22 protein-coding genes are annotated in these 26,154 nt (G+C 51.3%); 8 read left to right on the top strand and 14 right to left on the bottom strand.

What is annotated here, in order from left to right; translation table 11 throughout:
* The first annotated feature begins 42 nt into the window (after window positions 1-42).
* Window positions 43-1,665, top strand: coding sequence for a hypothetical protein (locus KDK13_RS05415; RefSeq protein ID WP_257283928.1), 1,623 nt, complete (start codon window positions 43-45; stop codon window positions 1,663-1,665).
* Between the two features lie 189 nt (window positions 1,666-1,854).
* Here the strand turns inward: KDK13_RS05415 and plsX are convergent, their stop codons facing one another.
* From plsX to KDK13_RS05400, 3 genes are read right to left on the bottom strand one after another with little or no spacing between them, the layout of a single operon-like run.
* Window positions 1,855-2,883, bottom strand: coding sequence for a phosphate acyltransferase PlsX (gene plsX, locus KDK13_RS05410; protein ID WP_257283954.1), 1,029 nt, complete (start codon window positions 2,881-2,883; stop codon window positions 1,855-1,857).
* Window positions 2,884-2,891: 8 nt separating this feature from the next.
* Window positions 2,892-3,074 carry a 50S ribosomal protein L32 gene (gene rpmF, locus KDK13_RS05405; protein WP_257283927.1) on the bottom strand — a complete coding sequence of 61 codons (183 nt, stop codon included), beginning with the start codon at window positions 3,072-3,074 and terminating at the stop codon, window positions 2,892-2,894.
* 33 nt (window positions 3,075-3,107) lie between these two features.
* The gene (locus KDK13_RS05400) at window positions 3,108-3,680 is read right to left on the bottom strand and encodes a YceD family protein (protein WP_257283925.1); all 573 of its coding nucleotides are present in this window, start codon (window positions 3,678-3,680) and stop codon (window positions 3,108-3,110) included.
* Window positions 3,681-3,740: 60 nt separating this feature from the next.
* Here KDK13_RS05400 and KDK13_RS05395 point away from each other — a divergent pair, with 60 nt between their 5' ends.
* Window positions 3,741-4,322, top strand: a complete 582-nt coding sequence (locus KDK13_RS05395; protein WP_257283924.1) for a nucleoside triphosphate pyrophosphatase — start codon at window positions 3,741-3,743, stop codon at window positions 4,320-4,322.
* Window positions 4,323-4,360: 38 nt separating this feature from the next.
* Here the strand turns inward: KDK13_RS05395 and KDK13_RS05390 are convergent, their stop codons facing one another.
* Together KDK13_RS05390 and rluC are read right to left on the bottom strand one after the other, a co-directional pair.
* Window positions 4,361-5,347 carry a S49 family peptidase gene (locus tag KDK13_RS05390; protein WP_257283923.1) on the bottom strand — a complete coding sequence of 329 codons (987 nt, stop codon included), beginning with the start codon at window positions 5,345-5,347 and terminating at the stop codon, window positions 4,361-4,363.
* Window positions 5,348-5,394: 47 nt separating this feature from the next.
* Window positions 5,395-6,381 carry a 23S rRNA pseudouridine(955/2504/2580) synthase RluC gene (gene rluC / locus KDK13_RS05385; RefSeq protein ID WP_257283922.1) on the bottom strand — a complete coding sequence of 329 codons (987 nt, stop codon included), beginning with the start codon at window positions 6,379-6,381 and terminating at the stop codon, window positions 5,395-5,397.
* An 800-nt stretch (window positions 6,382-7,181) separates the two neighbouring features.
* Here rluC and KDK13_RS05380 point away from each other — a divergent pair.
* The 3 genes from KDK13_RS05380 to KDK13_RS05370 all read left to right on the top strand — a co-directional run bounded on the left by KDK13_RS05380 (window position 7,182) and on the right by KDK13_RS05370 (window position 11,443).
* Window positions 7,182-7,403, top strand: coding sequence for a hypothetical protein (locus KDK13_RS05380; protein WP_257283921.1), 222 nt, complete (start codon window positions 7,182-7,184; stop codon window positions 7,401-7,403).
* A gap of 69 nt (window positions 7,404-7,472) precedes the next feature.
* Window positions 7,473-10,640, top strand: a complete 3,168-nt coding sequence (gene rne / locus KDK13_RS05375; protein WP_257283920.1) for a ribonuclease E — start codon at window positions 7,473-7,475, stop codon at window positions 10,638-10,640.
* Window positions 10,641-10,930: 290 nt separating this feature from the next.
* Window positions 10,931-11,443: a hypothetical protein gene (locus KDK13_RS05370; RefSeq protein ID WP_257283919.1), complete on the top strand. Its 513-nt coding sequence runs from the start codon at window positions 10,931-10,933 to the stop codon at window positions 11,441-11,443.
* Window positions 11,444-11,567: 124 nt separating this feature from the next.
* Here KDK13_RS05370 and murB read toward each other — a convergent pair whose 3' ends face one another.
* The 8 genes from murB to KDK13_RS05330 form a co-directional block, all read right to left on the bottom strand.
* Window positions 11,568-12,623 (bottom strand): UDP-N-acetylmuramate dehydrogenase, encoded by a 1,056-nt coding sequence (gene murB, locus KDK13_RS05365; protein ID WP_257283918.1) that lies wholly within the window; start codon window positions 12,621-12,623, stop codon window positions 11,568-11,570.
* A 69-nt stretch (window positions 12,624-12,692) separates the two neighbouring features.
* Window positions 12,693-13,163, bottom strand: a complete 471-nt coding sequence (locus KDK13_RS05360) for a low molecular weight protein-tyrosine-phosphatase (RefSeq protein WP_257283917.1) — start codon at window positions 13,161-13,163, stop codon at window positions 12,693-12,695.
* A gap of 5 nt (window positions 13,164-13,168) precedes the next feature.
* Window positions 13,169-14,077, bottom strand: a complete 909-nt coding sequence (gene kdsB, locus KDK13_RS05355) for a 3-deoxy-manno-octulosonate cytidylyltransferase (protein WP_257283916.1) — start codon at window positions 14,075-14,077, stop codon at window positions 13,169-13,171.
* Complete coding sequence (locus KDK13_RS05350) at window positions 14,077-14,268, bottom strand: Trm112 family protein (protein WP_257283953.1); 192 nt, start codon at window positions 14,266-14,268, stop codon at window positions 14,077-14,079. The genes kdsB and KDK13_RS05350 overlap by 1 nt, the downstream gene beginning before the upstream one ends.
* Before the next feature lie 22 nt (window positions 14,269-14,290).
* The gene (lpxK, locus tag KDK13_RS05345; RefSeq protein WP_257283915.1) at window positions 14,291-15,334 is read right to left on the bottom strand and encodes a tetraacyldisaccharide 4'-kinase; all 1,044 of its coding nucleotides are present in this window, start codon (window positions 15,332-15,334) and stop codon (window positions 14,291-14,293) included.
* Window positions 15,331-15,768, bottom strand: a complete 438-nt coding sequence (locus tag KDK13_RS05340; protein WP_257283913.1) for a biopolymer transporter ExbD — start codon at window positions 15,766-15,768, stop codon at window positions 15,331-15,333. Before KDK13_RS05340 ends, lpxK begins: the two co-directional genes overlap by 4 nt.
* Complete coding sequence (locus KDK13_RS05335; protein ID WP_257283912.1) at window positions 15,765-16,412, bottom strand: MotA/TolQ/ExbB proton channel family protein; 648 nt, start codon at window positions 16,410-16,412, stop codon at window positions 15,765-15,767. Before KDK13_RS05335 ends, KDK13_RS05340 begins: the two co-directional genes overlap by 4 nt.
* A 129-nt stretch (window positions 16,413-16,541) precedes the next feature.
* Window positions 16,542-18,836: a DNA internalization-related competence protein ComEC/Rec2 gene (locus KDK13_RS05330; RefSeq protein ID WP_257283911.1), complete on the bottom strand. Its 2,295-nt coding sequence runs from the start codon at window positions 18,834-18,836 to the stop codon at window positions 16,542-16,544.
* 329 nt (window positions 18,837-19,165) lie between these two features.
* On the opposite strand from KDK13_RS05330, the gene KDK13_RS05325 reads away from it, so the two are divergent.
* The 3 genes from KDK13_RS05325 to KDK13_RS05315 all read left to right on the top strand — a co-directional run bounded on the left by KDK13_RS05325 (window position 19,166) and on the right by KDK13_RS05315 (window position 21,943).
* Window positions 19,166-19,699 (top strand): DUF2062 domain-containing protein, encoded by a 534-nt coding sequence (locus KDK13_RS05325; protein ID WP_257283910.1) that lies wholly within the window; start codon window positions 19,166-19,168, stop codon window positions 19,697-19,699.
* 34 nt (window positions 19,700-19,733) lie between these two features.
* Window positions 19,734-20,039 carry a hypothetical protein gene (locus KDK13_RS05320; protein ID WP_257283909.1) on the top strand — a complete coding sequence of 102 codons (306 nt, stop codon included), beginning with the start codon at window positions 19,734-19,736 and terminating at the stop codon, window positions 20,037-20,039.
* Between the two features lie 287 nt (window positions 20,040-20,326).
* On the top strand, window positions 20,327-21,943 hold the full coding sequence (locus tag KDK13_RS05315; RefSeq protein WP_257283908.1) for a hypothetical protein: 1,617 nt from the start codon (window positions 20,327-20,329) through the stop codon (window positions 21,941-21,943).
* Between the two features lie 9 nt (window positions 21,944-21,952).
* Here KDK13_RS05315 and KDK13_RS05310 read toward each other — a convergent pair.
* A partial coding sequence (locus tag KDK13_RS05310; protein ID WP_257283907.1) for an NAD-glutamate dehydrogenase occupies window positions 21,953-26,154 on the bottom strand: 4,202 nt, incomplete at its 5' end.

Below are 26,154 nucleotides of genomic sequence, written 5' to 3'. Positions count from 1 at the left end.
ATCAGGAATGGGCTTGGCAGGCTGTTCGGTTCTATCAGGCCAATGTCGTCAGCACCCGTGGCGCCCTCCCCTGCACAGGCCAGGCTTGCGGATCAGGAGACATTCGATAATGGCCATAGCCGTTCCAATCACGCACCCGGGATAGCTAACCATCCCCTATACAGCGCCAACGCCAGCCTGACCCTGGCAACCCTGCTCGCCTCTAAAGTCAATGGCCGGAAGTTATCGCCGGTTAAAGGCAACGAGCCACCTTCTGACCGACAAGAGCTGCTGGGCCAGGCACCGGGTATGCAACTATTAAACGACGCCCTGGCAATAGCCCCTCTGCTGCACAGTGAAGTGTCTGCCTTTATCCATCATCTGGACAGTAAAGCTGGCCCCGTTGCCCGCCAGTGGAGCCGGAATGACTTGGTCAATATGGCCATCTTGCTCGCCACACCGTCAACACCCACCAAAACTCTCAATAAAACTCTCAATAAAACACCAACCAAAATACCGGCCAAAGTAACAGAGGATTTCTTGCAGCAAGCCCTCACTTCGCCGACCATTGGCATACGCCATGAGCATCCGGATAATATCTTCAGTGCCGAGACTATGGTTCAGGGAACAGGAAACACCGGAGGTCAGGCCAACTCTGTTTTCCATAACCCGGCAACGGGTCAGACCACCACCAGGGGGCACGCCATGGGGCTGGCACGAGCCATGTTGCAAGCCGCAGCCAGCAACCGCCTGGCCGGTTATTCGGCGGACAATAAGCTGCCCGACTCCCTGCGCAACCAGATCATCCATCAGGCAGACCAGTTGCAGAATCGACAGCAGAAAAACACCGTCGCCGAGCTCGGAAAACTGGCTGGCCATAAAGACGACACCCCGGACATGTTGGCGATGATTGACCAGCGATTAATGCCTGCACCTGCCTTGCACCCGGAAAAAGCGCTGCATAATCCATTGATCAATGTCCTCACCAGGGGCCAGTATGAACCCGGCAGAAAACTGTTTATGCAGCACTCCCTGCAACATCAGCTGGGGATGGTACAGGAGCTGGCGGCACTGCCTGACTATCTGGGGGTGGATTACTTCACCGAACCACTGGCGCAACTGAAGTCTGACGTGCAAAAAGCCAGCAGAAGAAAAGCCGCAGGCAACGGCGAGATAACAGACCTCCAGTCGTTTGCCCTGAGCCAGAGAGCCTGGCAACTGTTCAACAACTTGTACGATGCCAAGGTTGCCGTGCCCAAAGAAGCCATGAACCGGGTAAAAATCCAGGCCATGATCAACCGCCGGGGTCTTATAGAACCAGGAGAAACCCGGCAGCTTCAGGAACTGGTGTTGGCTTTGCTGCCCCGACAGGCCAGTGCCAGTGATCATGCCAGACTGACCACCAGGGCGGACCAGGCCATTCCGTCACCGGCCAAACTCCATCAATACCACCCTGGACAGATTACCAGCATCATCAATGGTTACTCGACCATCAAGTCATTTGTTGCCAAACAGTTTCCCCGCGTATTTGGCCATGCCCACCTGGATCCTGAGCTGAAAAATGAACTGATCAACCAGATAGCACGGGTCAGTCTGTACGCATTGAAGGGGAAGATCACCGACAACAGTTGGAAAACTATGGCCATGGAAATGCTAAGGCAGGAGTACCGGGAATTTAGTCAGTGAGATATTTGCGAGATCCGGGCTAATAACCGTGTCGAGTAATCTATGATTATCTTGGTTAATCGGGAAGTTAAATACGGAACCACGAAGGTCACAAAGAGCACAAAGAAGAAATTTTTTTTCCTTCGTGCTCTTCGTGTCCTCTGTGGTTCCATCCAAAACCCATCGTAAATGGGGGAGGTGAGCTTGATGTCAGCCCAGCATTGATTCTATCTCTTTTGCCAACCGCCCGGGCACATCGCTGTCCACTTCTCTGACGGCCTCACCGATAGCCCGGAAAAAACCTTCCTCATCAGAGTGACCATGACTTTTGACCACAATCCCCTGCAGCCCGAGAAAACTGGCACCGTTGTATACTACCGGATCAATGCTTTTATAGATTTTGCGCATGACCGGCGCAATCAGCAGCGAGAGAAAGCGACGCCAAAGCGTCTGCTGAAAAGCGGCAACCAGGCTGTCACGAATCAGACAGGCAACCCCCTCACCGGTTTTCAGGGCAATATTGCCGACAAAACCGTCACAGACCACCACATCCGCTTTGCCTGCAAACACATCATTCCCTTCGATATAGCCGATGTAGTTCAGACGACCATCGTCTTTCAACAGCCGATTTGCCAGCTTGACCTGCTCATTCCCTTTAATATCCTCAGTCCCGACATTCAGCAGCCCCACCCTCGGGGCAGCGATACCTCTGACAGAAGCGGCAAGCAAAGAACCCATCACTGCAAACTGATAGAGACTGTTGGCGGAACAGTCAACATTGGCCCCCATATCCAGCAGCAGAACACTGCCACCGGCACAGGGAATGGTCCCGGCAATGGCAGGACGATCAATACCCACAAAGGTCTTCAGGGCAAATCGCCCCATGGCCATCAGGGCACCGGTGTTTCCCGAGCTGACACAGGCAGCCGCACTGCCATCAGCCACCTGCTCAAGGGCAACCCACATGGAGCTATCTTCTTTGGATCTCAGGGCAAAAGAGGGCTTTTCATCCATGCCGATGGTCTTGCCAGCATGAATAACTGTAAGGCGGGAGTGATCGAAAGGAACAGAAGAGAGATGGCCGGTAATCAGCTGCTGATCGCCTACCAGGGACAAGTGAAGGTCCGGATAAACCTCCATGGCCCGAAGGGCAGCCCGGATACGAGAACGGGGACTTTCGTCCCCGCTCATAATATCAAGCGCTATTCTCCGTCCTGGAGTTGCTGACCGTCCTGGCATGGAATGACTCACTCGCTGACTTTACCTTCCAGTACTTTACGACCACGGTAGAAACCGTCAGCCGTCATGTGATGACGACGATGAGTTTCACCGGAAGTTGCATCAACAGACAGCTGGGCAGCAGTCAGACTGTCGTGGGAACGGCGCATGTCACGCTTGGAACGGGTTTTACGATTTTGCTGAACAGCCATGTGTTCTCTCTCCTAAATTCTTTGCCTGGAACTCTATTTGGGTTCGGTAGTGCTTTTTTCCGGATCAGCTTTCAGACTGGCCAGAACGCTGAACGGGTTACGACGCTTTTTTTCTTCCTCTGCCCGGGCAGCGGAAGCCTCAGCCTCTTCATCAGATTCAGTAGTAAAGCTCTGCTGAACCTGGCAGGCTTCCGGCGGATGATAAGCCACGATAGGAAGACTCAACAGGAGCTCTTCCTCCAGCAGGGACACCAACTCCATCGGCTCCTCCTGGAGCATCAGGGGTTCATAACCCTCTGGCAGCGACCGGGCCTGCTCATCGGTCAATACCCCCATCAGGTTGAGATCTGAACGCACGGGAAGTTCTGCTACATCAAGACAGCGCTGACAAATCATTTTAAGATTTGCCTCAACATGCCCCTCAAGAACCACTCGATGATCTTCGCTCATGTAGAAATGAAGAGATACCTTCACCTCACCCTGATCGTCAGCGAGGCCGGCAACCAGTCGTTCAAACTGTGTTAGCGCCAGCGAACCTTCAAACTGTAACCCCTGACGCGCGAGTTTACGCGGATCAACGGTTTTTGGTAATTGGCCTGATAACATAAGCGCGCAATCATAGGGCTATGCCCCTTTTCTGTCAAACATCCATTTTGGATTAGAACGATGAATATATTGTTAGCCTCAGGCTCACCCTATCGAAAAAGCCTGCTTGAACGACTCAAACTGGAGTTCAGCCAGGCCTCACCGGACATTGACGAAACCCCTGAAGCGGGAGAGAGCGCCAGGGAGCTGGCACTGAGGCTTTCCCGGGAAAAAGCGCTGATACTGGCCGATCAATATCCGGATACCCTGATTATTGCCTCCGACCAGAGTGCCGCACTGGACAACAGGATTCTTGGCAAACCCGGAACCCGGGAAAAAGCCATTCAACAGCTGTCCAGCTGCAGCGGCAGACCGGTGGTTTTCCACACCGGAATTTGCCTTTTGAATACGGCTACAGCACAGCATCAGCTGACCTGTGTGGACTACACCGTCTGGTTCCGAACCCTGTCCAGCACGCAGATTGCCACCTATATAGATGCAGAAAGCCCACTGGACTGCGCCGGCAGCTTTAAATGCGAGGGACTGGGCATCACCCTGTTCGAGAAAATGGCTGGCGATGATCCTGACAGCCTTGTTGGACTGCCACTGATCACCCTGACCACCATGCTGATGAATGAAGGAGTTTATCCTCTGGGCAGATAAAATACCCCAGGCCTTGCAGAGAAGGCCTGGTGATCAAATCACATTAACTGAAACCCATCCCCCAGGGCTTCCACCAGGGTGGCGCTGACACCAGCGCCAAAATCCCGGGCAAATTTTTCCAGCGGTGAAAGGCGGAAAGTATAATCAACAATATCCTCTTCACCTACCACTTCACGGGCCACATAACCGGCACTGCCCAGACCATCAATCAGACCCAGTGTTTTAGCCTGCTCACCAGACCAGATCATGCCTGAGAAAATATCCGACCGGTCAACCAGTCGATCGCCACGTCCGGTTTTAACCGCATCAATAAACTGCTGATGAACAGTATCCAGCGACGCCTGCCACTGGGCAGCAGCTTCGCGGTCCACGGACTGGAATGGATCAAGGAATGCCTTATTTTCACCGGAGGTATAGGTTCTGCGGGTAACACCCAGCTTTTCCATCGCCCCGACAAAACCAAAACCTGAGGAAATAACACCGATAGACCCTACCAGGCTGGCCTTATCGGCGTAAATTTCATCGGCGGCGGCAGCAATGTAATATCCTCCAGACGCACCAATATCCATAATAACCGCGTAAATAGGCGTATCCATGTGCAGCCCACGCAGTCTGAGAATCTCATCATAGATATAGCCGGACTGCACCGGACTGCCACCCGGGCTGTTAATCCTCAGAATCACCGCTTTAGTGCCCGGATCCTCAAAAGCTGAACGCAATCCCGACACGACCACATCGGCATCCACATCGCCACCGCCAATCTGACCATCAATCTCCACCAGCGCCGTATGTTCACCGGAGCCATCATTGATCGCAACATCACTGATATTGGTCGCGTTATAAATAATCCCTGCGGAGAAAAACAACCAGCCAAAGGTCAGCAGTTTGAAAAATATACCCCACCGTCTTGAACGGCGCTGCTCCAGCAACGCCCCCCTGGCCAGAGCATCCACCAGATCCCAGGCTCGGTTACTGTCCAGGCGATCCTGTGCCTCAGGCGAGGACTCCTGCCACTTGTCTTGCATAATTACCTCTTAAACATGTTCACTCAAAAAACATCAAAGCCTGTTTATCAATTGTTCGATCCGATATCCAGCCCTTGCAACGCTGACAACACCTCAGCCAGATCGACCGGCAAAGGCGCTTCAACCTTCAACCGTTTACCATCCAGCAGGTCAAATTCGATACTGGCCGCATGCAGGAACAGCCTTTTAAGACCAAACTGCTTTTGCAACAGATTGTCCGCATCCATACCGTATTTTTCATCCCCGGCAATGGCGTGCCCGGCATGCAGACAGTGAACACGAATCTGATGGGTCCGGCCCGTGATTGGATAAGCCTCAACCAGCGTCATATTGGGAAAACGCTCCAGAACCCGAAAAGCCGTTCGGGATTTTTTGCCATCCACATGTACCCGGACCATACGCTCTCCTGAGCGCAGCACGTTCTTCAGCAGGGGTGCATTTACCAGCTGTTTTCTCGCTGGCCACTTACCTGCCACCAGCGCATGATAAAGCTTTTCAACTTTTTCTTTCTGCTGCAACTGGTTATGCAGATGACGCAACATACTGCGGCGCTTGGCAATCACCAGACAACCTGAGGTGTCCCGATCCAGGCGATGCACCAGTTCAAGCGTGCGGTTTTCCGGCCGTAGCTGGCGAAGTGCCTCAATCACCCCATAAGACAGGCCGCTCCCACCATGCACAGCAAGCCCGGACGGTTTATTGATGATCAGCAGCAGATCATCCTCATAGAGTACCGCCTTTTCCAATTGAGCGATCACACTGTCCGCAGGCCTTACAGGAGACTCCCTTTCCGCCATCCTGACCGGAGGAATACGAACAACATCGCTCAACTGAAGTCGATAGTCTGCGGTTACCCGCTTTTTGTTAACTCGCACCTCACCCTTGCGAACGATACGATACACCCTTGTCTTGGGAACCCCCTTAAGAACCCGCAACAGAAAATTATCAACACGCTGACCAGCCGCATCCTCATCAATGGTCATAAAGTTAACGTTTGCGGCCACAACATCCGCTTCAACGGCCTCCCCATTCACTGGAGACAGCTCCTTTGACTTTCGAGGAGAATCCTGTCGGCCTGAACACTCTCGTCCAGCCCTTTCAGCCCCTCGACCGGAAACCAATCCTCCAGTTCTGCCAGACTCTGGAGCCCCCTTCCTGTGACTGGAATGGCCTTTACCATTAATGTTGCGCGCTTGTTTCAATCGTCTAACCACATACTCTGTTTATGTCAAGTTGCAGCCCCGGAAGCTCTACCCTAACCGGTTGAGATAAAAAGACTTTCAGGAATTACCGCAATTTTCGTTCAGGTAATCTTATCAGCTTTATGTCATTTGAAGCACTTACAGATTGCTGATATAGTTGTGGCACTGCCTTGTAACTATCCGAAAAGGCAGTTCGATTTACGAAGTCTGAGCATGACCCGTGAGGAATAGTATCACTCAAATTCCGCTAAACGGGCCGAAAAACAAACTGGAGTTACCCTGGCCTGATGAACAAGTCCGGGTTAAGTATCTTCAGGAATAACCGCTCAGGCAGACATCATGCAGGTGAACCAGTTACATCACTCCCGGAGAGTATGAGTCCCTGCCATGATTGCTGAATGATTAAAGACCACGGCCACAGCCGTGAAAGATAAACAGTGCCACCCAAAATCAGAGGTTGCGCTCCCGACACCAGGGATGAGGAAAAGCGGACGGGTCATATGCTAGTGAAAGGCTCCATGATACCTGTGAATGTATCCATAACCAGCCAGAAGCGCCCGATCAACGCATCTCCCCACTTTGCACCCGGTTAACATACGGATGCAGATTGCTATATCGTTACAGCCTTATCCTTGAACAAGTCCGGCTGTAAGCCTGATAGTTGGTTACCACCGACCACACCGCCTTCCATGCGGTTGTCGGCCTGTGTACCGTCGGGTAGCACCGAAGAGTTTGTACAGAAGCTGAAGGAAACCAGTTGCACTGCCAGCCACCGCGAATACGTCAAGTGGCAGGACGGGTTCTTCCGGAAATACGATGGATTGCCCGTTAAACCGATGGATGCGCTGGATTAACCGAATGTCACGAACAACTTTTCGCTTACAACAACTGATTCAGGGTAGCCATTAGCAAATTGGTACTCTATGAAGAGAATGTTGATCAATGCGACCCAGCAAGAAGAGCTGAGGGTTGCACTCGTCGATGGGCAGCGCCTGTTCGATCTGGATATCGAATCCGGAGCCCGCGAGCAGAAGAAAGCGAACATCTACAAAGCAAAAATCACCCGTGTCGAGCCCAGCCTTGAAGCCGCTTTTGTCGACTTTGGCGCTGAGCGGCACGGCTTCCTGCCCCTGAAAGAAATCTCCAGGGAATACTTCACAGGCCATAGTGGTGGTCGCCCAAACATCAAGGATGTCATCAAGGAAGGCACCGAGGTTATCGTTCAGGTTGACAAGGAAGAGCGCGGCAACAAAGGTGCTGCCCTGACGACACTGGTCAGTCTGGCTGGCCGTTACCTTGTCCTGATGCCAAACAATCCGCGCGCTGGCGGCATCTCTCGCCGGATCGAAGGCGATGAGCGTGCCGAGCTTCGCGAAGCCATGAGCAAGCTGAACATCCCTGCCGAGATGGGCGTCATCGTTCGCACCGCCGGCCTTGGCCGTTCGACAGAAGACCTCCAGTGGGATCTGGACTACCTTCTGCAGCTCTGGAGTTCCATCAAAGACGCTGCCGACAAAAATCCCGCTCCATTTCTGATTTACCAGGAAAGCAATGTCATTATCCGCGCAATCCGTGACTACCTGCGCCAGGATGTTGGTGAAGTACTGATCGACAAAACCCAGGTTTATGAAGAAGCCTTGGACTTTGTCAAACAGGTCATGCCCCAGTACCAGAACAAGATCAAGCTGTACAAAGACAGCGTTCCCCTGTTCAACCGTTTCCAGATCGAAAGTCAGATCGAGACCGCCTTCCAGCGTGAAGTCAAACTGCCATCCGGTGGCTCCATTGTTATTGACCCGACAGAAGCCCTGGTATCCATTGATATCAACTCCGCCCGGGCAACCCGTGGTGGCGATATCGAAGAAACCGCCTTTAACACCAACCTTGAAGCAGCGGACGAGATTGCACGCCAGCTGCGCCTGCGTGATATTGGCGGCCTGATTGTTATCGATTTCATCGATATGGGCAGCAACCGGAATCAGCGGGAAGTGGAGAACCGCATTCGTCAGGCACTGTCGGTTGATCGTGCCCGCGTTCAAACCAGCCGTATCTCCCGCTTTGGCCTGCTGGAAATGTCCCGTCAGCGCCTGCGTCCATCATTGGGCGAAACCAGCGGCGTTGTCTGTCCCCGCTGCTCCGGCCAGGGCACGATTCGGGATATTGAGTCTCTGGCCCTATCCATTCTGCGCCTGATGGAAGAAGAGGCAATGAAGGACAAGACCTCCGAAATTCGCGCACAGGTTCCCGTTCCGGTGGCGGCATTCCTGCTGAATGAAAAGCGCAAGATGATCGCCAAGATCGAAAAGCGTCATGATGCCCGCATCATCGTCATTCCAAATGCCAACCTGGAAACCCCTCATTACGACGTCCAGCGCCTCCGTGATGGCAATCTTCAGGATCGTGAGAGCAGCTACGAGATTATCCTTGAGGGCGAAGACTTCAGCCCGGAAGAACCGACCACAGCAACCAGGCCCCAGCACAGACAACAAGCCGCCGTTCGTAATATTGCCCCTGCTCAGCCAGCACCAGTCACCAAAGCGTCTGAGTCAAGGCCCGGGCTTATTGGCAGCCTGCTGAAGTCCATCGGCAGCCTCTTCAGTTCTGAAGATGACAAATCCGCTGACCAGGACAAACTAATCCAGCAACGCCAACCGGCACGTCGTGACAATCAAGCTGGCCAAAACAGGAAAAAAGCCAGAACTGATTCCCAGCGCCGCGAAAAGCAGGACAGCAATCGTCCTCAGAAAGAGCGTAAAAAGAGTCAACAGGAACGCTCAGACAACTACCCGGGCAACCAGGAAAATCGCTTCGAGAAGCAGGAAAGACGCCAGCGTGACAAGCAGGAAGTAGCGGAGCAACGGGAACCCAGACAGGAACGCCGCCAGGACCAGGAGCCGGAACAAGGCGCCGGTGATCGCCGACGCCGCCCAAACTCTGCGCCTCGTCGTCGCAGCAACCGTCAGTCCCAGCGTCAGCAACAGAATGAACCTCAATTGCAACCACTGTTGCCTGAGAGCACCAAGGGGGCGGTAAACGCACCTTCTGGCCATGAAGCTGCCTCAGAGGAAAAGCGTATCGGCAAAAAAGAGCTGCTTGCAAGCATTGACAAGCCTGAGATTGACAACAGCAAACCTGCTGCGGTTACTTCAGAAGCTGTCACTCCGCCAACGGACAAGGCTGAGGAAGCCCGCAACGCTGCTGTCGAAGAGCAGGCCGCTGCCAGCACGACTGAAGCACTGGAAGAAGCGAGACCCCGTCGCTCAAGAAGAGTGAAGAATGATCCTCGCCGCCTCAGGGAAGCTCAGCAGTCCGCCTCTCAGTTCAGTGAACCTGAAATCGCTGCAGAGAATGGCCCTGAGTCACCAGCCAGCCAACAGGCTTCTGTCAATAATGAGCCGGTAGTTGAACTTGAGGTTTCAACAGCTGGTGATTCAGAAGCACAGCCGGAAAAAGCGGAACAAGCCTCTGTTGAGACAAGTCCTCAAGAAAGCCAGGGTGACATATCAGTTATCAGTGACGCTGCAGAAAGAACAGCCGTTGAGCAGGGCAAGGCAAACCATCGTCCTCAGATGACAGAAATGGCAAAAGCCGTTGCCGCTTCCCATAATCTCGACAAGCCTGCGTTTGCAGCTATGCCACCTGCTTTCGAGAAACCAGCCGTATCTGAGACAAAGCCAGAGGCGGACGTTGCAGAGCCCAAGGCGACCATGACGGCCAATGAGGCTGAAGAGATGCTGAAGCAGGCATTAAATCAGTCTGATGAAGACTCAACAGTCAACACAGCCGATATCCCTGCAAGTAAACCGGAAACAACTGCTGAGCCTGCGCCACAACCCACTGTGGCAGAAAGCATAGCTTTAGAAGCTGCTGAGCAGACTGAGGATCTGCATGACCAGACAGCAGAAGCTAAAACAAGCGAAGCAGGAGCGGCTCACACTGATGAAACCTCGGAAAGGCCTCGTCGTCGTCGCAGCCGTGCTCATAATGACCCCAGGGCAAAACGCCAGACTCAGAAGATCGACCTGCCTGCTGAACCAGAAGGCGAAACTCAGGAAGCAACGCAGGCTCATACAGAAGAAAGCAACCTGTAATTCAGATTGATATACGTCCAAACGGGGTGGTTTCCACCCCGTTTTTTTTGCCTTGAAAAAAACCGTTGTTTAATAACTTTGACATTTCAGTAAGCGCTGTCCGTTGCCCGTTGCCCGTTGCCCGTTGCCCGAAGGAGACAGGCTGGAATTGCAGGGCTGCAGACAACCCTCATTGAAGATACCCACACAAACTGAAATGCTCGGAACCAGCGCCTGTCGGAACTTTTATCGATTTTAGAAATCAAAAACAAGGTAAACAAAGGAAATAAAATCAGAAAGGAGGGATCCAAATGAAAAACCACCGGTTTAAACAATGGATTATGGTCAGTTTGCTGTGCTTCTTAAGCAGCCCTGTATTTTCAGATGTTGAGTATTCAGGCACCATTTTCAGCAACATAGATATCCACGGACAAGGCGTTAATGCCTACGTTAAGCCAGGCGAGACCATCGGCGTTCATGCCCATTACAAATTGCCCTTGCCACAGAAACAAGAAGGCTTCGTCAAAATTTACTTCGGCCTTGATGGCACAGATGTACAGATACCCATTGCCAGTGGCCTGGTCATTGGGAACCAATACTTTGACCTTATGCCACTTTTTTTCAGTAAAGCGCACATCGATATCACCGAGCAAGATGTAGACTTTCACATCATTGCGCCCAGTGAACCAGGTACTTACCAGGTTCACTTCCGCGCCTTCCACGCTTTTCCACCCGACGAAGCCAGTGTTGCAGAATCGTGGGACGATAGTGACGACCTGGCACCTGCCGATGATGCAACTATTTGCACTATTACTGTGCACTAACCCGGCAAGGGTTTGCGCTGGTTGGTTCCTGAGGAATCGACCCTCAGCAGCTTCCCCTTTTAGCCACGGAGGCAAAGGGGAAAACACCTTTTCTCACGGTCTCCATAGCAAGGTTTTTTGCTGGTCAACGGATTATTTTGTCAACATCCTCCATATAAAGCCGCGGCTCTCTTTCCAGCTGAACACCAAATTTGTCGTTTACCCTCTGCTGAACCTGCCTGGAGAAAGACAGCACATCCCGGCCAGTTGCACCACCGTGATTCACCAGCACAAGAGCCTGTTTCTGATAGGTTCCCACACACCCCTCTCGCACTCCTTTCAGCCCAGCCTGATCAATTAGCCAACCAGCCGCCAGCTTCCAGTTCTGCCCAAGCGGATAAGCGACAATATCTGGATAGGCCTGCTTCAGGCGATCCATCTCAGACTGTGATACCTCCGGGTTTTTGAAAAAGCTGCCAGCATTACCCACCTCAGATGGATCCGGCAACTTTTCCCGGCGAATATCACACACGGCCTGACTGATATCGATAGCAGACGGTGACTTATTACCCAGACGCCTGGCAAGCAAATCACCTAACTGGCCATAGCCAAGATTGGGTTTCAGGGTTACATCAAGATCCAGCGTCACAGAGACAATAATATACTGGTCACGCTTCTCTCTTTTGAAGACAGAGTCCCGATAGCCAAAGCCGCAACGTTGCCGGTCAAAATCTTCCACCAAACCGGTCTCAAGATTGATGGCTTCAAGCGACAGGAAATAATCCGTTAACTCGACCCCATAGGCACCAATATTCTGGATAGGTGCAGCGCCAACGTTACCGGGAATCAAGGAGAGATTTTCCAGCCCACAGGCCTGATTATCCAGAGACCACAACACAAACTCATGCCAGTTCTCTCCTGCCTCAGCCCTGACCCGAACACAATCAGGATCACGACTCAAAACTGTTCTTCCCTTGAGATTAACGTGCACAACCAGGGCATCCAGAAAATCGCCCAGCACGACATTACTGCCACCACCCAGAGGAATGACCGGCAACTGCCTTTCCCTGGCAAAGACCAGTGCCGTCTGCAGTTCAGCGACTGAATTTACCTCAGCGTAATACCTGGCAATAGACGGCAAACCCAGGGTATTTTTCTGCACCAGGGAATAGTTATCATAAATCTTAAGTGGGAACTTCATTAATAGTTGATTCAATAGAAATTGGAGAAATCAACCCACACGGGCTGATAGAGACAACAAAAATGCCATTTATTGCAGAGTTTTCTTCAAATGATCCAGCAACGCAACCCCGCCCAGCTCGACAAGGTTGATTACTCGCTCAAATCCTTCATTACCACCATAGTAGGGGTCCGGAACTTCAGAGACCGGCAGATCGGCATAGTCAAGAAAGAGCCGCAGTTTGTGGGCATGTTCCTGCGGACAGATCTTTTGCAGGTTCTTCAGGTTCTCTCTATCCATGGCCAGGATACAGTCCTGCTCAACGAAATCAGCAGAGGTTACCTTGCGGGAGCGAATGAATGACAGGTCATAACCACGATCTGCAGCCTGCTGCATTGAACGGCTGTCTGGCAATCCCCCATCATGCCAGCCACTGGTACCCGCTGAATCCACTCTGATGCGATCTGACAAGCCTGATTCAGCCACTTGATGGGCAAACACACCATGGGCAGTGGGTGACCGACAGATATTTCCCAGACAGATGAACAGTACTTTTATCATTATTCTCAGGCTCTGACCGTTGTTTCATCGGACTCAAGGCTGTCTACGCCCTGCCCTCTTTCAAGCAAGGCACGAACGGCCAGCAGGTCCTGCTCGGTATCGACGCCATGGGGAGGTGTTTCAACCGCTTCAGCCACATGAATCCGATGGCCATTCCACATCAGTCGAAGCTGTTCGAGAGACTCCATTTTTTCAATCGGACTGACACCCCAGGTCACATAATGATTCAGAAGCCCAACCCGATAGGCATAGATACCTATATGACGCTGAAAGCAGGCATCTGCCGACACTCTCTTTTCTTCCGTGGCAAAATCGTCCCGAGCCCAGGGAATGGGAGCACGGCTGAAATAAAGCGCATACCCCCGGGCATCAGCTGTTACTTTGACAATGTTAGGATCAAAAATCTGCTCCACCTGCGTCAGCGGGTTGGATAAAGTGGCAGCCCCGGCCTCCGGTGATACCTGAAGATTTCTGGCTACCTGGTTGATCACGGATGGGGGGATCAGCGGTTCATCGCCCTGTACATTAACAATGATTTCATCATCCTTCATGCCATAGATTCTGGCAACTTCCTGCAGCCGGTCCGTGCCAGAAGGATGACCCGGCAGCGTCATGCATACTTCTGCCCCAAAACCTTCAGCTACCTTCAGAATTCGCTCATCATCCGTAGCAATAATGACCTTCCGGGCTTCACTGGCCAGCGCTCGCTCATATACATGCTGAACCATAGTCTTGCCAGCGATATCAGCCAGTGGTTTGCCCGGTAAACGGCTGGAAGCAAATCGGGCAGGAATAACTACGGTAAAGTCAGAGTCTTCAGCCGGTAAAGAGCCTTCAGCTGATAAAGAGCCTTCAGCTGATAAAGAGCCTTCAGCCGGTAAAAAGCCCTCAGCTGATAAAAAGCCTTGTGCCATCAGGACGCCTCATCCAAACGTTCATCAGCGGTCAATGTACGCGCCTCACCTTCGAGCATGACAGGAATACCGTCACGAACAGGGTAAGCAAGACCACAGGGCCTACAAACCAGCTCCTGGCGATCTTTATTTAAGCGCACTTCCCCTTTGCACAGTGGGCAGGCCAGAATTTCAAACAGCGTCTTATCCATCATTTTTCCTCAGCCAGAAGCCTTAACCCGGCTTACGAGCTTCAATCATTGCCACCAGTTGCTCAATACATGAGTCCGGTACACGGGTCGTCACCGGCAGGTACCAGTGTCTGTCATCGGCAAAATCAACACACTTAACGGCATCCTTAGCCGTCATAATGACCGGAAGATCATCGTTAAAACAGATATCTTCCGGTACAAATGAGTGGTGATCAGGAAAAGGGTGCCCGATGACATCGTATCCCAGCGAGCGCAGTGTATTAAAAAAACGCTCCGGATGACCAATTCCTGCAACACCATGAACCCTGGTTATATCGGGAATCTTTTTCGAAATACCCGCCACACTGACCGGTGCCGAGGGCTCAAGGGAAAAACAGTATAATTCTTCCAGCGGCTTCAGGCCCAGAGCACTTTCTACTTCCTCCGTCTTCTTTGACGGGAAAGTATTATTGGTATTGACCAGAATCATATCTACCTGATTCATTCTTTCCGGTGGCTCCCGTAGCGGGCCTGCGGGCAGACACAGTTTGTTGCCAAGCAACCGGTCACCATCAAGGACCAATACTTCTATATGCCGTTGCAGATTATAGTGCTGTAATCCATCATCTGCGATGATCAGATTGCAGTCTGTCTGATCACAGAGATACCGGGCCGCCTTTACACGATCAACATCGACAATCAAGGGAACATTCAACTGTCGGGCCAGCATAACCGGCTCATCCCCGACGTTTGACGGGTCTGAATCCGGCCTGACCGAGATGGGTATACCTCCGGTTTTTGCACCAAACCCGCGGCTGATTATCCCCGGCCGGTATCCCCTTTGCTGAAATTCCCGCACAAGGGCGGCAACCAAAGGTGTTTTACCGGTTCCCCCCACCGAAATATTCCCCACCACTATGACTGGCACAGGCGGTGACCATCGGGATGCCTGCAGCAAACGCTGTTTTCTTTTCCTGGCCAGAAAGGAAAATAACAGACTCAGTGGCTTGAGACAGCGAGTCCAGCCACCGGAAGGAGAATACCAGGAGTCTGTGACTGACTGGCTGAAACGCTGCCAGGGATTCACTGGTCAGACTCGTCTTTTCGCGTGGTCATGCTCAGGTTGGAAAACCCCAGCTGCCCTGCAGCATCCATTGCCGTAACCACCGCCTGATAGGGAGTATTGGCATCAGCCGTAATAATCAGGGGTACCTTGTTATCCCCATGGCTTACTTTACCCAGTGCCCGTTTGAGCGTATCCAGCTGACCATTGACCAGTCCCTGACCATCAACCGCAAAGTCTCCGGACTTGCTGATGGTGATCTCAATCTGCTTTGGCTGCTGTTGCAACACCTCTCCGGAGGATTCCGGCAAGTCGATAGCCAGATGCGTTTCCCTGGTAAAGGTTGTCGAGACCATAAAGAAAATCAGCAGCAGGAATACCACATCAATCAGGGGCGTCAGGTTGACCGACACCTCTTCCTGATTTCCCCCTCGTCCACGAAAGCGTCGGAAATTCATTTTTTCCTGGCCTCACTGCCCGGAGCAGATGAAAAGCCCCTGCGGTCACCCTGGAGCACTTCAACCAGCTTGATCGCATCCTGTTCCATGGCAACCACCAGCTCATCAATGCGCCGGGTAAAATAGCGGTGAAAGATCAGGGCCGGGATAGCCACGGTAAGGCCGGCCGCCGTGGTAATCAGAGCCTTGGAAATCCCGCCAGCGAGAACACCGGCATTACCGGTGCCTTCAACCATCAGCACAGTAAAGACATCAATCATACCAATAACGGTTCCCAACAGGCCCAGCAACGGAGCAATGGCTGCGATGGTCCCCAGAGTATTGAGATAACGCTCAAGGTCATGGATCACCTTGCCAGCCTGCTCTTCAATACTCTCCTTCATGATTTCACGGCCACTGCGGGCATTGGTCAGACCTGCAGCCAGAATCTCTCCCAGCGGAGAACCTGCTTTGAGCTGATCAAGCCTTCGATTGTCCAACCCATTACTCTTGATCCACTTCCAGACTTGAGAAAGGGTATTTTTCGGTGCTATGCGTGAGGGTCTTAATGTCCAGAGCCGCTCGAAGATGATTGCCATGGCAATGACCGAAGACAACAGGATAGGCACCATCAGCCAACCACCGGATTTCACCAGTTCGAACACAATAATCATCCCTTACAATGACAAATTAATGATACCTGGCCCGGTTAATGTCAGGCATGCCAGTTCCCAAGGTTACCCGTATGACTGTATCACAGAGATTAGCGCCATTTAAGCAGTAACTGGACAGCATTAACGCCACCAATAACGGGCGTGCGTTTTGCGGTAAGCTGAAACCGCGGTATCACCGCTGCCGAGTATAAAAGAAAGCGAGCCGTCTTCCGCGGTATTAAAGATTATTGCCCCCGTTTTTTGCGTTCGAGCCACCGTTTCAGCGGCCGGATGACCGAAGCGATTGGCAAAACCGGACGAAAAAATGACCACCCCGGGCCGGACAGCAGTCAGGAAATCAGCATGACTGGAAAACCGGCTACCATGGTGAGCAGCCACCAGAACACTGGATGCAAGCTCAGCGTTCTGCTCTATCAGGCGTTTCTCAACACGTCCACTGATGTCCCCGGGCAATAGCAGGCTGTCAGCACCGGCTGTCACTTTCAGTACACAGGATGAATCGTTGCTGCGCCGATACTCACCACCGGCCAGCACCCGAAAATAAACCCCATCCCACTCCCAATGATCACCGGGCTGGCATTTAACCCAGTCTTTCTCAAAACCAGGTAGCGTTGTTCCACTGACAACCGGGACATCCGGGTATCTGGACAGCAGCGATGGCAACCCGCCCGAGTGATCCTGGTCACCATGGGAAATCATAATGCGATCGATATGGGTCACGCCGGATTTGGACAGCGCCGGCAGGATAACGCTGTCTGCCGCTGACATTCTTTCCGAGAAACGATCACCGGTGTCATAAATCATAATGTGCTGACGTGTTCTGATGAACACAGACAACCCCTGCCCTACATCCAGCACCATGACTTCAGCCTGACCTGCCGGTATCTCCAGTGGTTTTGGGAAAAACGAAGGCATCAGCATGACTGGCGCAAGCCAACGCAAACGCAGGGTTGCCGGGGCAATCAGCAGCCACATGGCGGTAACAGCGAGCATAAGCGTAAGCCAGGACAGGGCCTGCTGTGGCGGAATAAGCACCAGCAAACCGGACACCCACTTCAACCCCAATTGAAACCCTGTCACCAGATAATCAAGCCCGGCAATAATGAGTCCCGCAGCCTCAGGCCACACAAACTGCAACATTGCACTGAACAGCAGTAAGGGAACCACGGCAATGCCAATCAATGGAATTGCCAGAAGATTCACCAGGGGAGACAGGGGAGATACCGGCTGACCATTAAACAGCAGCAAAGGCGTCAACAGGGCAAACACCAGCCATTGCGGCTTGAGCACGGTTACCGGCCAGCCAGCCCTTTCCCTGCGGCCAACCATACCAAACAGCAGTGCGCCGACGGCAATAAATGAATACCAGAAGCCATTGCTGGTTATGGCCAGGGGATCAATCGCCAGCACTGATGTCAAAGCCAGCAACCAAAGTGTTGAAGAAGCGGCTCTGATACCCAGTAATGGTGCCAGTAATGCTGCGAAGGTCATCACCAGGGCTCGCTGCACAGGCACACTGAACCCGGCCAACAAGGCATAAAACAATGCAAACAGCATGCCTGTCAGTGCCTTGACCACAGGTAACGGTACGCTCCGGAGTGGAATTCCCCCCAAACGTCCAACAAGGGTTGCAAGGGAAAAACCCAGCCAGGCCAGAAGACCGATATGGAGGCCGGAAATGACCATCAAATGGGTGGTTCCCGTCTCATTAAATATCTGCCATTGCCCTGTGGTGATCGCCGTTTTATCGCCCAGCAGAAGTGCCGAAAAAATCCCCCTGTTTGCTTCAGATACCGTCGAGTACAACCACTGCCGCAAATGCGCCCTTACCTGATGAAGGCGGTACATCCCGGTCACCTGATTATTGATCAGTGATCCGGACTTCACATACCCCGTGGCCTGTATTCCCTGACGCAACAACCAGGCCTCATAATCGAAAGCGCCAGGACTGGAAAAACCATGGGGTTGACGTAACCTCACCGTTAATTGCCAGGTCTCCCCAGCCTTCAAAGTCGGCGCCTCATACCAGCTGAGCCTGACCTTTTTGGGGTATGGATTGGACTCTGAATGATTGATGTCGAAATCAAAGCGGGCTGTCATTGTGTTCAGCACCGGCAGACTGGCAATCTTCCCTTCGATAGTGATATCTCGCCCCTGCCCATGGCTATCAAAACGAGTGATAGCGTAATGTGTTGCAAACAATGAGCTGACAAGCGCCCCCGCCAGCAGGGGAACGAGCCACCAGCGGGCTCGGAAAACACTGGCTGAAGCAAAAACCCAGAGAAACAGGATGATCAGTGGCAGACTGATCAGCAGCAGAAATGACAAGCCAAATGCCAATGAAACAAAACCGCTGGAAAGTGAAAATACAAGTAATCCCTTTGCCGGATTTATGGTCGTGTGAGTGTTATCCACGTAGTCTTGCCTGCCATTTCAGTGCATAATTCCCGGCCTTACCTCACTCAAGGTACTGTTTTACTCTACCTTGAACGATGGTTATTGCGCCGTGGCATAATCAACCATTTTTTATTTGAAAAGTGGCATGTCATGGCCGATGAAAAGCAGCAAGCATAGATGAATTTCAAGCTGGTAAAGACAATCCCGAATCCTGAGAAGGTTGTTGGCAAGACTTTCATACTGAAAACTGGCACCCCCCGCAGATCATGAACTAAAGTCATAGCTCAGAGCATGATGAGTTGATGTAACGGTCGCTTCAACATAGCTGTAAAACATAGTGAAAGGATATGGCGAAAAAACTGATTAAAAGGTATTTGCCGGAACCAAAAACCATCAAGGAAAATCGCCATCTGCGGTTTCTGGGTTCTGCATTATATGATGCAAACCTGTGGCAACTGAACCGCCGTTCTGCTGCTGCCGCATTTTTTGTCGGCATTTTTGTTGCTTTTATTCCCATGCCTTTCCAGATGGTTCTGGCGGCGTGTCTGGCCATTGTCTTCCGATGCAATCTTCCTCTCTCTGTAGCGCTGGTGTGGATTACGAACCCATTGACCATGCCTGCCATATACTATTTTACATACAAAATCGGCTGTTTTATCCTTCACTCACCGGTGAGTGAAACTTCCTTTGAACTCACGATTCAAGGCTTGGGTGCCGGACTTGCCCGTGTCTGGAAGCCTCTTTACCTGGGATCGCTGGTATCAGGCACAGTGCTCGGCTTTATCAGTTATCTGCTGATTCGGGCAGCCTGGCGCTGGAATGTGGTGACCAACTGGCGCCAGAGAAATAAACGTCGCTCTCGTCCCGATCCTTTCAACTAACCGCTGTTAAAACGTCTCTAGAGAAAAAAGCCCCATGCAAAGAAGTTTTCAAAAGCGCCAGCCAAAACTGGAAGGTCGTGGCCTGCTTGAAGCTGTCAATACCGATGGCCCTCACAGCGACTGGCTGGGGATGCCAGATTACTATATCCATACCCTGACGGTTGCAGGCGATGATTACAAATATCTGTCATCGGACAAGCAACTGGATGTCAACATTGGTGATACTGTCGTCTTCAGATATCAGGAAGTCGGCAAGACTGAAAATAAGGAAAAGCGCATTGATAAGCGCTCCCTTGGTCTTTACATTGACCCAAGCCAGTATCTTCAGGAAACACCCTGAAACCTGCCTGCCAGGCCGTCTGAACTGGGTGAAGCCAGTGTCCGGACGGCCGCTAACTGACCACAAAATCATCTGAAATCGAGTAATCTGGCATAAAAGCTCCCAGGTTACCTGCCACGCTCCATGACTGACAGAAACCAATTTAAAAAAACAAGGAACTATTTAACTCAAAAAACAGACTAACCCTTGAAAACAATTAATTTCAAAGCATCAATTTTTAAAAAATTTCCAACTATTTAACGACAATCCTTGATTGGCCAAGTGCCGGGTAAAAGTGGTTATTTACCATGTTATCTAATAAAAAGTACTCATACAGCCATAAGTGCAACCATTTATTCCATTCATTTATTAAGTTGATTGCCGGGTTCGTTATTACCACTGCCGTTATATCTAACCCCTCAACCATACCGATGGCCTACAGTGAAACTGGCCATCCGGAAAACAACAACCTGCAATATTCAATCGTCTGGCGTGCAGTCCCCCTGCTAACCGAGACACTGTTTTCAATCGAGAGGCTCCATGAGCAATCCCCAATGCTTTCATTGGTATTAAAAAATAGTTTGTTACAGGCTGCTCATGCAGTATCTCGAATAAACAACAGATATATAATCTCTTACCGGGATATCAAGGCACTTAACGATTATGCCAAAACCACCAGACACGGTTATTATGAGTTATCTTTCAAAAACAAGAGAATTTACTTTATTGCTAATGAAGATATTGCCAATCAGGTCATCGCTCTTGAAGGGCAAGGGCGCAATTTATATACCAACCGAAGGCTTCTCAGTGCGCAGAACTGGTTTCTGCTGGAAAACAATCCGGTAGCTGCGGGCGATATGCATCATCATACCTATGGAAGAAAGCAGGCGGCTCTCTTTCAGCAGGGGTTTGAAAGGCTGCAACAGTTGCCGGATATTTCTGTGTTATTAGCGAACCAGCCAACCCCAGAGTTCGTTTACGGCACGCAAGCCGCCGATCTGATAAGCAATCTGTTAACCCAGATATATTTTCAACTGCTGTTTGCCAGTGTCTCTCCAGAATACCCCGTAGACAAAATAATCCAGCAGCAGGTTAATAAGCACTATTACCAGATAAAACGGCTTTACGATCAGCTTGAGGCACATACTGGAAAGTATGATTTAAAAGCCAACCGTTTCATCCAAGGCAACAGTCCATTTGCCAAAAATCACCCGTACAGCAACATTCAAACATTAGAACAGTTTTATAAAGTGCTCTGTCTTTTATATGACGAGTCCCTGTCGCCGGATATTCCCGGAAACCACCAGTCCATAAGAGAGACGGTGGCAATCAGGACACTGGCGCTTTTAAGGAAACATAATGCAGCCGTGCTGCCAGTGTTTGCCCCATCCCTGACACAAAGCCTTGACAATGTCTCTCCACAGGAAGCCATCAACATTGTTTTCAATTTATTATCCTGGATTGATAATTCATTAAACATCAGCAATACAGCGACGAATTTTGTTATTCATGTCGCTGAGCACCATCAAAACCAGCACCTTATTGATATGCATCAGCTATTCGCTGCTGAGGTCCACAACCTGCGAGCCCTGGCAACGCTATTTCCAAGAAAAGTGAACCGCTCCTTCCGGGTAACCACCACATCAGAAACAGCGGAACACAGCATACATTTCAAACCGGGAGATACGATACTGATAACCAACGCCATCAAAGGCCATGCCTTTGGCTATGAGCCGAGAAAATGCCCATCAAGGCCGTACAGTGTTTATATTCTTCCCGCGTTTCTGCAGTATTTCTTTGAGAATTATCACGCCCGTTATGATGTTCGCTCAAAACTGATTCCAAACAGTACCAGCTGGTTCTGGAATAAACTGGATGTTACCCCATTAGTTCTGGAACCAGCACACAAGGTAACTGCATGGTAATTTATCTGACTAGCCATGCAAACTAACCTGGGCCAGGTCCATTAACTCACGGTTGGCAACGGCAAACATCGCCAGGTCTGCCTGCGGGGCGCTGCGGATATCGGCCAGCATACTCTGCCAGCGGGCTACCAGGGCATGGTTATCCAGGATCCATTTATCGATGGTTTGCTCAATAGGAACTCCATCCTGTGCCATATTGATGAGTCCTCCGGATAATTTACGCTGCTGCCAGTTCAGTTCATCCCTGGCGCTGTCACGGGCCAGAGACTGCCAGTGGTTGGTCACCTCCAGTTGCGACAGGGCATTACCATACCAGTTCAGCTCCAGGCGAGTACCTATGGCAAAGAAAGTCCTGATGGCTACCTCCAGGGGAACCCCGGTTTCATCGGCAACCCTGATGACCGGCAGCGCACTTAACAGATAACGCTGCCCGGCAACCACCAGGGCCAGTTCCTGAGGAACGCCTTGTGCGACCATACGGTCAATAGCCCTGTCCAACTCGGCTTTTTCTTCTTCACCAAGAGATTCGGTAAAACAGGACAGGAATTTCTCAACCCTGGGTCCATAATGTTCGACACACTCGGCCGGTATCAGGTCCTGACGCTTCAGGCGGATAAACCAGCGGGTTGTTCGCCGCACCAGTTTGATCAATGCGCCCATCATCCGGTACTGCAGGGAACTGGACACTTTATGGTCCAGCTGCTCAATCATCATCCAGTAACGGGACACATCAAACACATCACGACTGGCACTGAAGGCACGGGCTATCTCGGCGGATGAAGCCCCCGTAGTCATCTGCAGCCGATAAACAAAGGTAATCCCCATCATATCAATCAAATGGTTGGCAATCTGGGTGGAGATGATCTCCTTGCGCAAACGATGTCGTCTGATCTCTTCCGGGAAGCGGTCTACCAGAATCCGGGGAAAGGCACTGTATAATTCCTGGGTAAGATATCGATCATCAATCACCGTCGAGTTCAGCAGCGCTTCTTTCAGGTCGGCTTTACTGTATGAAATCAACAGGGACAATTCAGGCCGGGTTAATCCCTGCCCATTAGCGGCCCGTTCGGCCATCGCTTCATTATCTGGCAAAAACTCAATGGTTCTATCCAGCTTACCCTGTTCCTCAAGGTGCTGCATAAAACGACGATACTCGCCCATTCTTGAGGCAACGTCCGATTCAACCACAGAAATGGCCTGTGTCTGACGGTAGTTATTGGTCAATACCAGGGCGGCCACTTCATCCGTCATGCTTTCCAGCAGCTGATTTCGCTGTTTAATGGTCATATCACCATTGGCGACCATATCATTCAGAAGAATCTTGATATTGACCTCGTGATCAGAGCAGTCAACGCCACCGGAATTGTCGATAAAGTCGGTATTCAACCCACCGCCCTTGAGCGCATATTCCATACGCCCCAGTTGACTCAGCCCAAGATTCCCCCCTTCCCCGACCACACTGGCCTGAACTTCACAACCATTAATTCTCAGTGGATCGTTGGCCTTATCCCCCACGTCGCTGTGGGTTTCGTTCATTGACTTGATGTAGGTACCGATACCGCCATTCCATAACAGATCAACCGGGGCCCGCAGCATGCTACGAATCAACTCATTGGGTGGCAGATGACTGGCAGTAATGCCAAAGCGCTGCTTCATTTCAGGACTGATGGCAATTGACTTTGCCTGTCGTGAAAAAATACCCCCACCTTCAGAAATCAGGCGGACGTCATAGTCTGTCCAGCTGGAACGGGGCAATTCAAACAGACGACGCCGCTCGGCAAAACTCTGGTAAACATCCGGGTTGGGATCGACAAAAATATGCAGGTGATTAAATGCACCGACTAACGCAATGGTTTCAGAGCACAGCATACCATTGCCAAAAACATCACCGGCCATATCGCCAATACCAATGGCAGAGATCACATCCTTCTGGACATGAATGCCTTTTTCCCGGAAATGTCTCTGCACCGAAACCCAGGCCCCCCTGGCAGTAATTCCCATTTTCTTGTGGTCATAACCAACACTGCCCCCGGAAGCAAAGGCATCACCCAGCCAGAAGTTGTAATCTTTGGCAATGCCGTTGGCGATGTCGGAAAACGTTGCCGTGCCTTTATCAGCGGCCACCACCAGATAACTGTCACTGTCGTCATACATCACCACGCCATCCGGATGAACCACTTTGCCTTCCACCAGGTTATCGGTGATATCCAGCAGCCCTCTGATAAAGGTTTTATAACAGCGTACCCCCTCTTCCATTATTGCTTCCCGGGAGCCATCAACCGGTAACTGTTTGGGGACAAAACCACCTTTGGCACCAACGGGGACAATAAGGGCATTTTTCACCTGCTGGGCCTTGACCAGCCCAAGAATTTCCGTCCTGAAATCTTCCACCCGGTCAGACCAGCGCAAACCGCCACGGGCCACCTTGCCACCTCTGAGGTGAACACCTTCAACAATGGGTGAGTAGACAAAAATTTCATACAGTGGCACTGGTTTGGGAATGTCCGGTATCTCTCTCGCCGCCATTTTCAGGGAGATATACGACTTGGCACTTCCTTCGTCACTCTGCTGATAACTCTGCTGATAAAAATTGGTTCGCTGCGTTGCCTTGATCACATCCTGATAACAGCGGATAAGCTTGTCTTCACTTAACACTTCCACCTGATCAAGGGCATGGAGAATTTGCTGCTGAATCTGCTGCTGACGGGCAAGGCGCTGGGTTATGGACAGCTTCAGCACAGGATTGAAGCGAACCTCAAACAACGCCACCAATAGCCGGGCAATCTCAATGTTATTGCACAACGTTTCAGCAATATAAGACTGACTGAAACCGACACGGATCTGCTTCATATAACGGGCATAAGCCCGAAGCATGGCAACCTGCCGCCAACTCAGGCCTGCGGATAAGACCAGCCGGTTAAAACGGTCATTTTCCGCCTCCCCGAACCAGATTTTTTCAAACGCTTCCCGGAAGGTCGGCCCCACTTTCTGCAGATCAATATTAATGAGCGAATCGATACTTAATTGAAAGTCATGAATCCAGATGGTCTCACCGGATGCTGTGTTAATCAGATAAGGATACTCACCGAGCACACGCAGGCCGAGGTTTTCAATAATTGGAATCTGATCCGCTAATGGCAGAGGTTCGATAAAATGGTACAGTTTCAGGTGCACCTGCCCGGCGGCATCATTCAGTGACCGGTAAAACCCCATGGAAAGTGGTCGATCATTGTCCATTTCAGCAAAATGGCGAATGTCCGTAACCGCCGACTGAGGTTTGAACGCTTCCTGATAGGCAGCACTGAATCCATCAGAAAACCTTGCCAGCAGTTTATTCCCCCGCACCTCCCCGAAAGCTTCCAGTACCTCAGCCCTGAGGTCATCATTCCAGGATGAACCAGCGAGAACAATCTCCCGGGTAATCACGTCCAGATTGTAATCAATCCGCCCTTTCAACTTGAACACGAAATGGACCCTGGCCAGGATCGACTCAGAAAAATAGGTGGTAAACTCGCTGTCTTCTGCTTCCAGCCGGTGACAGAGAATGCTTTCAACCCGTCGGCGGAAGCGGGTACTGTAGATGTCCCTTGGCACATAAACCAGCGCCGAACAGAAAGGTCCATAAGGGTCCTGGCGGATAAAGACTTTTATCTGTTTACGCTCCTGCATTCGCAGGATTGACATTGCGGTCTGAAAAAGCTCGTCCTGGCTGGTCTGAAAGAGTTCATCCCTGGGGAAAATCTCCAGTATCTGCACCAGGTCTTTGCCATGGTGGCTTTTAGGGTCCAGACCGGAGCGTTGAATAATCGCCGATACCTTGTTACGGATATAGGGAATGGCATAGGGCGTCTTGCGGTAAACCGGCGAGGTATAGAGACCAACAATGCGCGCTTCACCCACAATGTGCCCCTGCTCATCAAAACGTCGCACGGTGATAAAGTCAGGATAAGCAGGCCGGTGAACACTGGAGCGGACAGACGCCTTGGAGAAAGAGAGCCGCTCAGTCAGTTCAAACAGGTCATGTTCAATAAAAGGTTCCAGTGACAGCTGACCGGACTGCCCTTCTTTTGCTGGCTTCAACAGTCCAAACAACGACTCCGACGGCCTTCTCAGCCGGCGGCTGCCCTCATGCTCTGTGACAATCAGCTCTTCATATCCCAGGAAAGTGAAATTGTCATCCAGCAGCCATTCCAGAAAATCCTGAACCTCGT

The organism is Endozoicomonas sp. SESOKO1, assembly GCF_024606265.1.
Taxonomy (GTDB): Bacteria; Pseudomonadota; Gammaproteobacteria; order Pseudomonadales; family Endozoicomonadaceae; genus Endozoicomonas.
The sequence above is the reverse complement of the archived record's forward strand: the minus strand, read 5'-3'. Positions and strand labels throughout refer to the sequence as shown.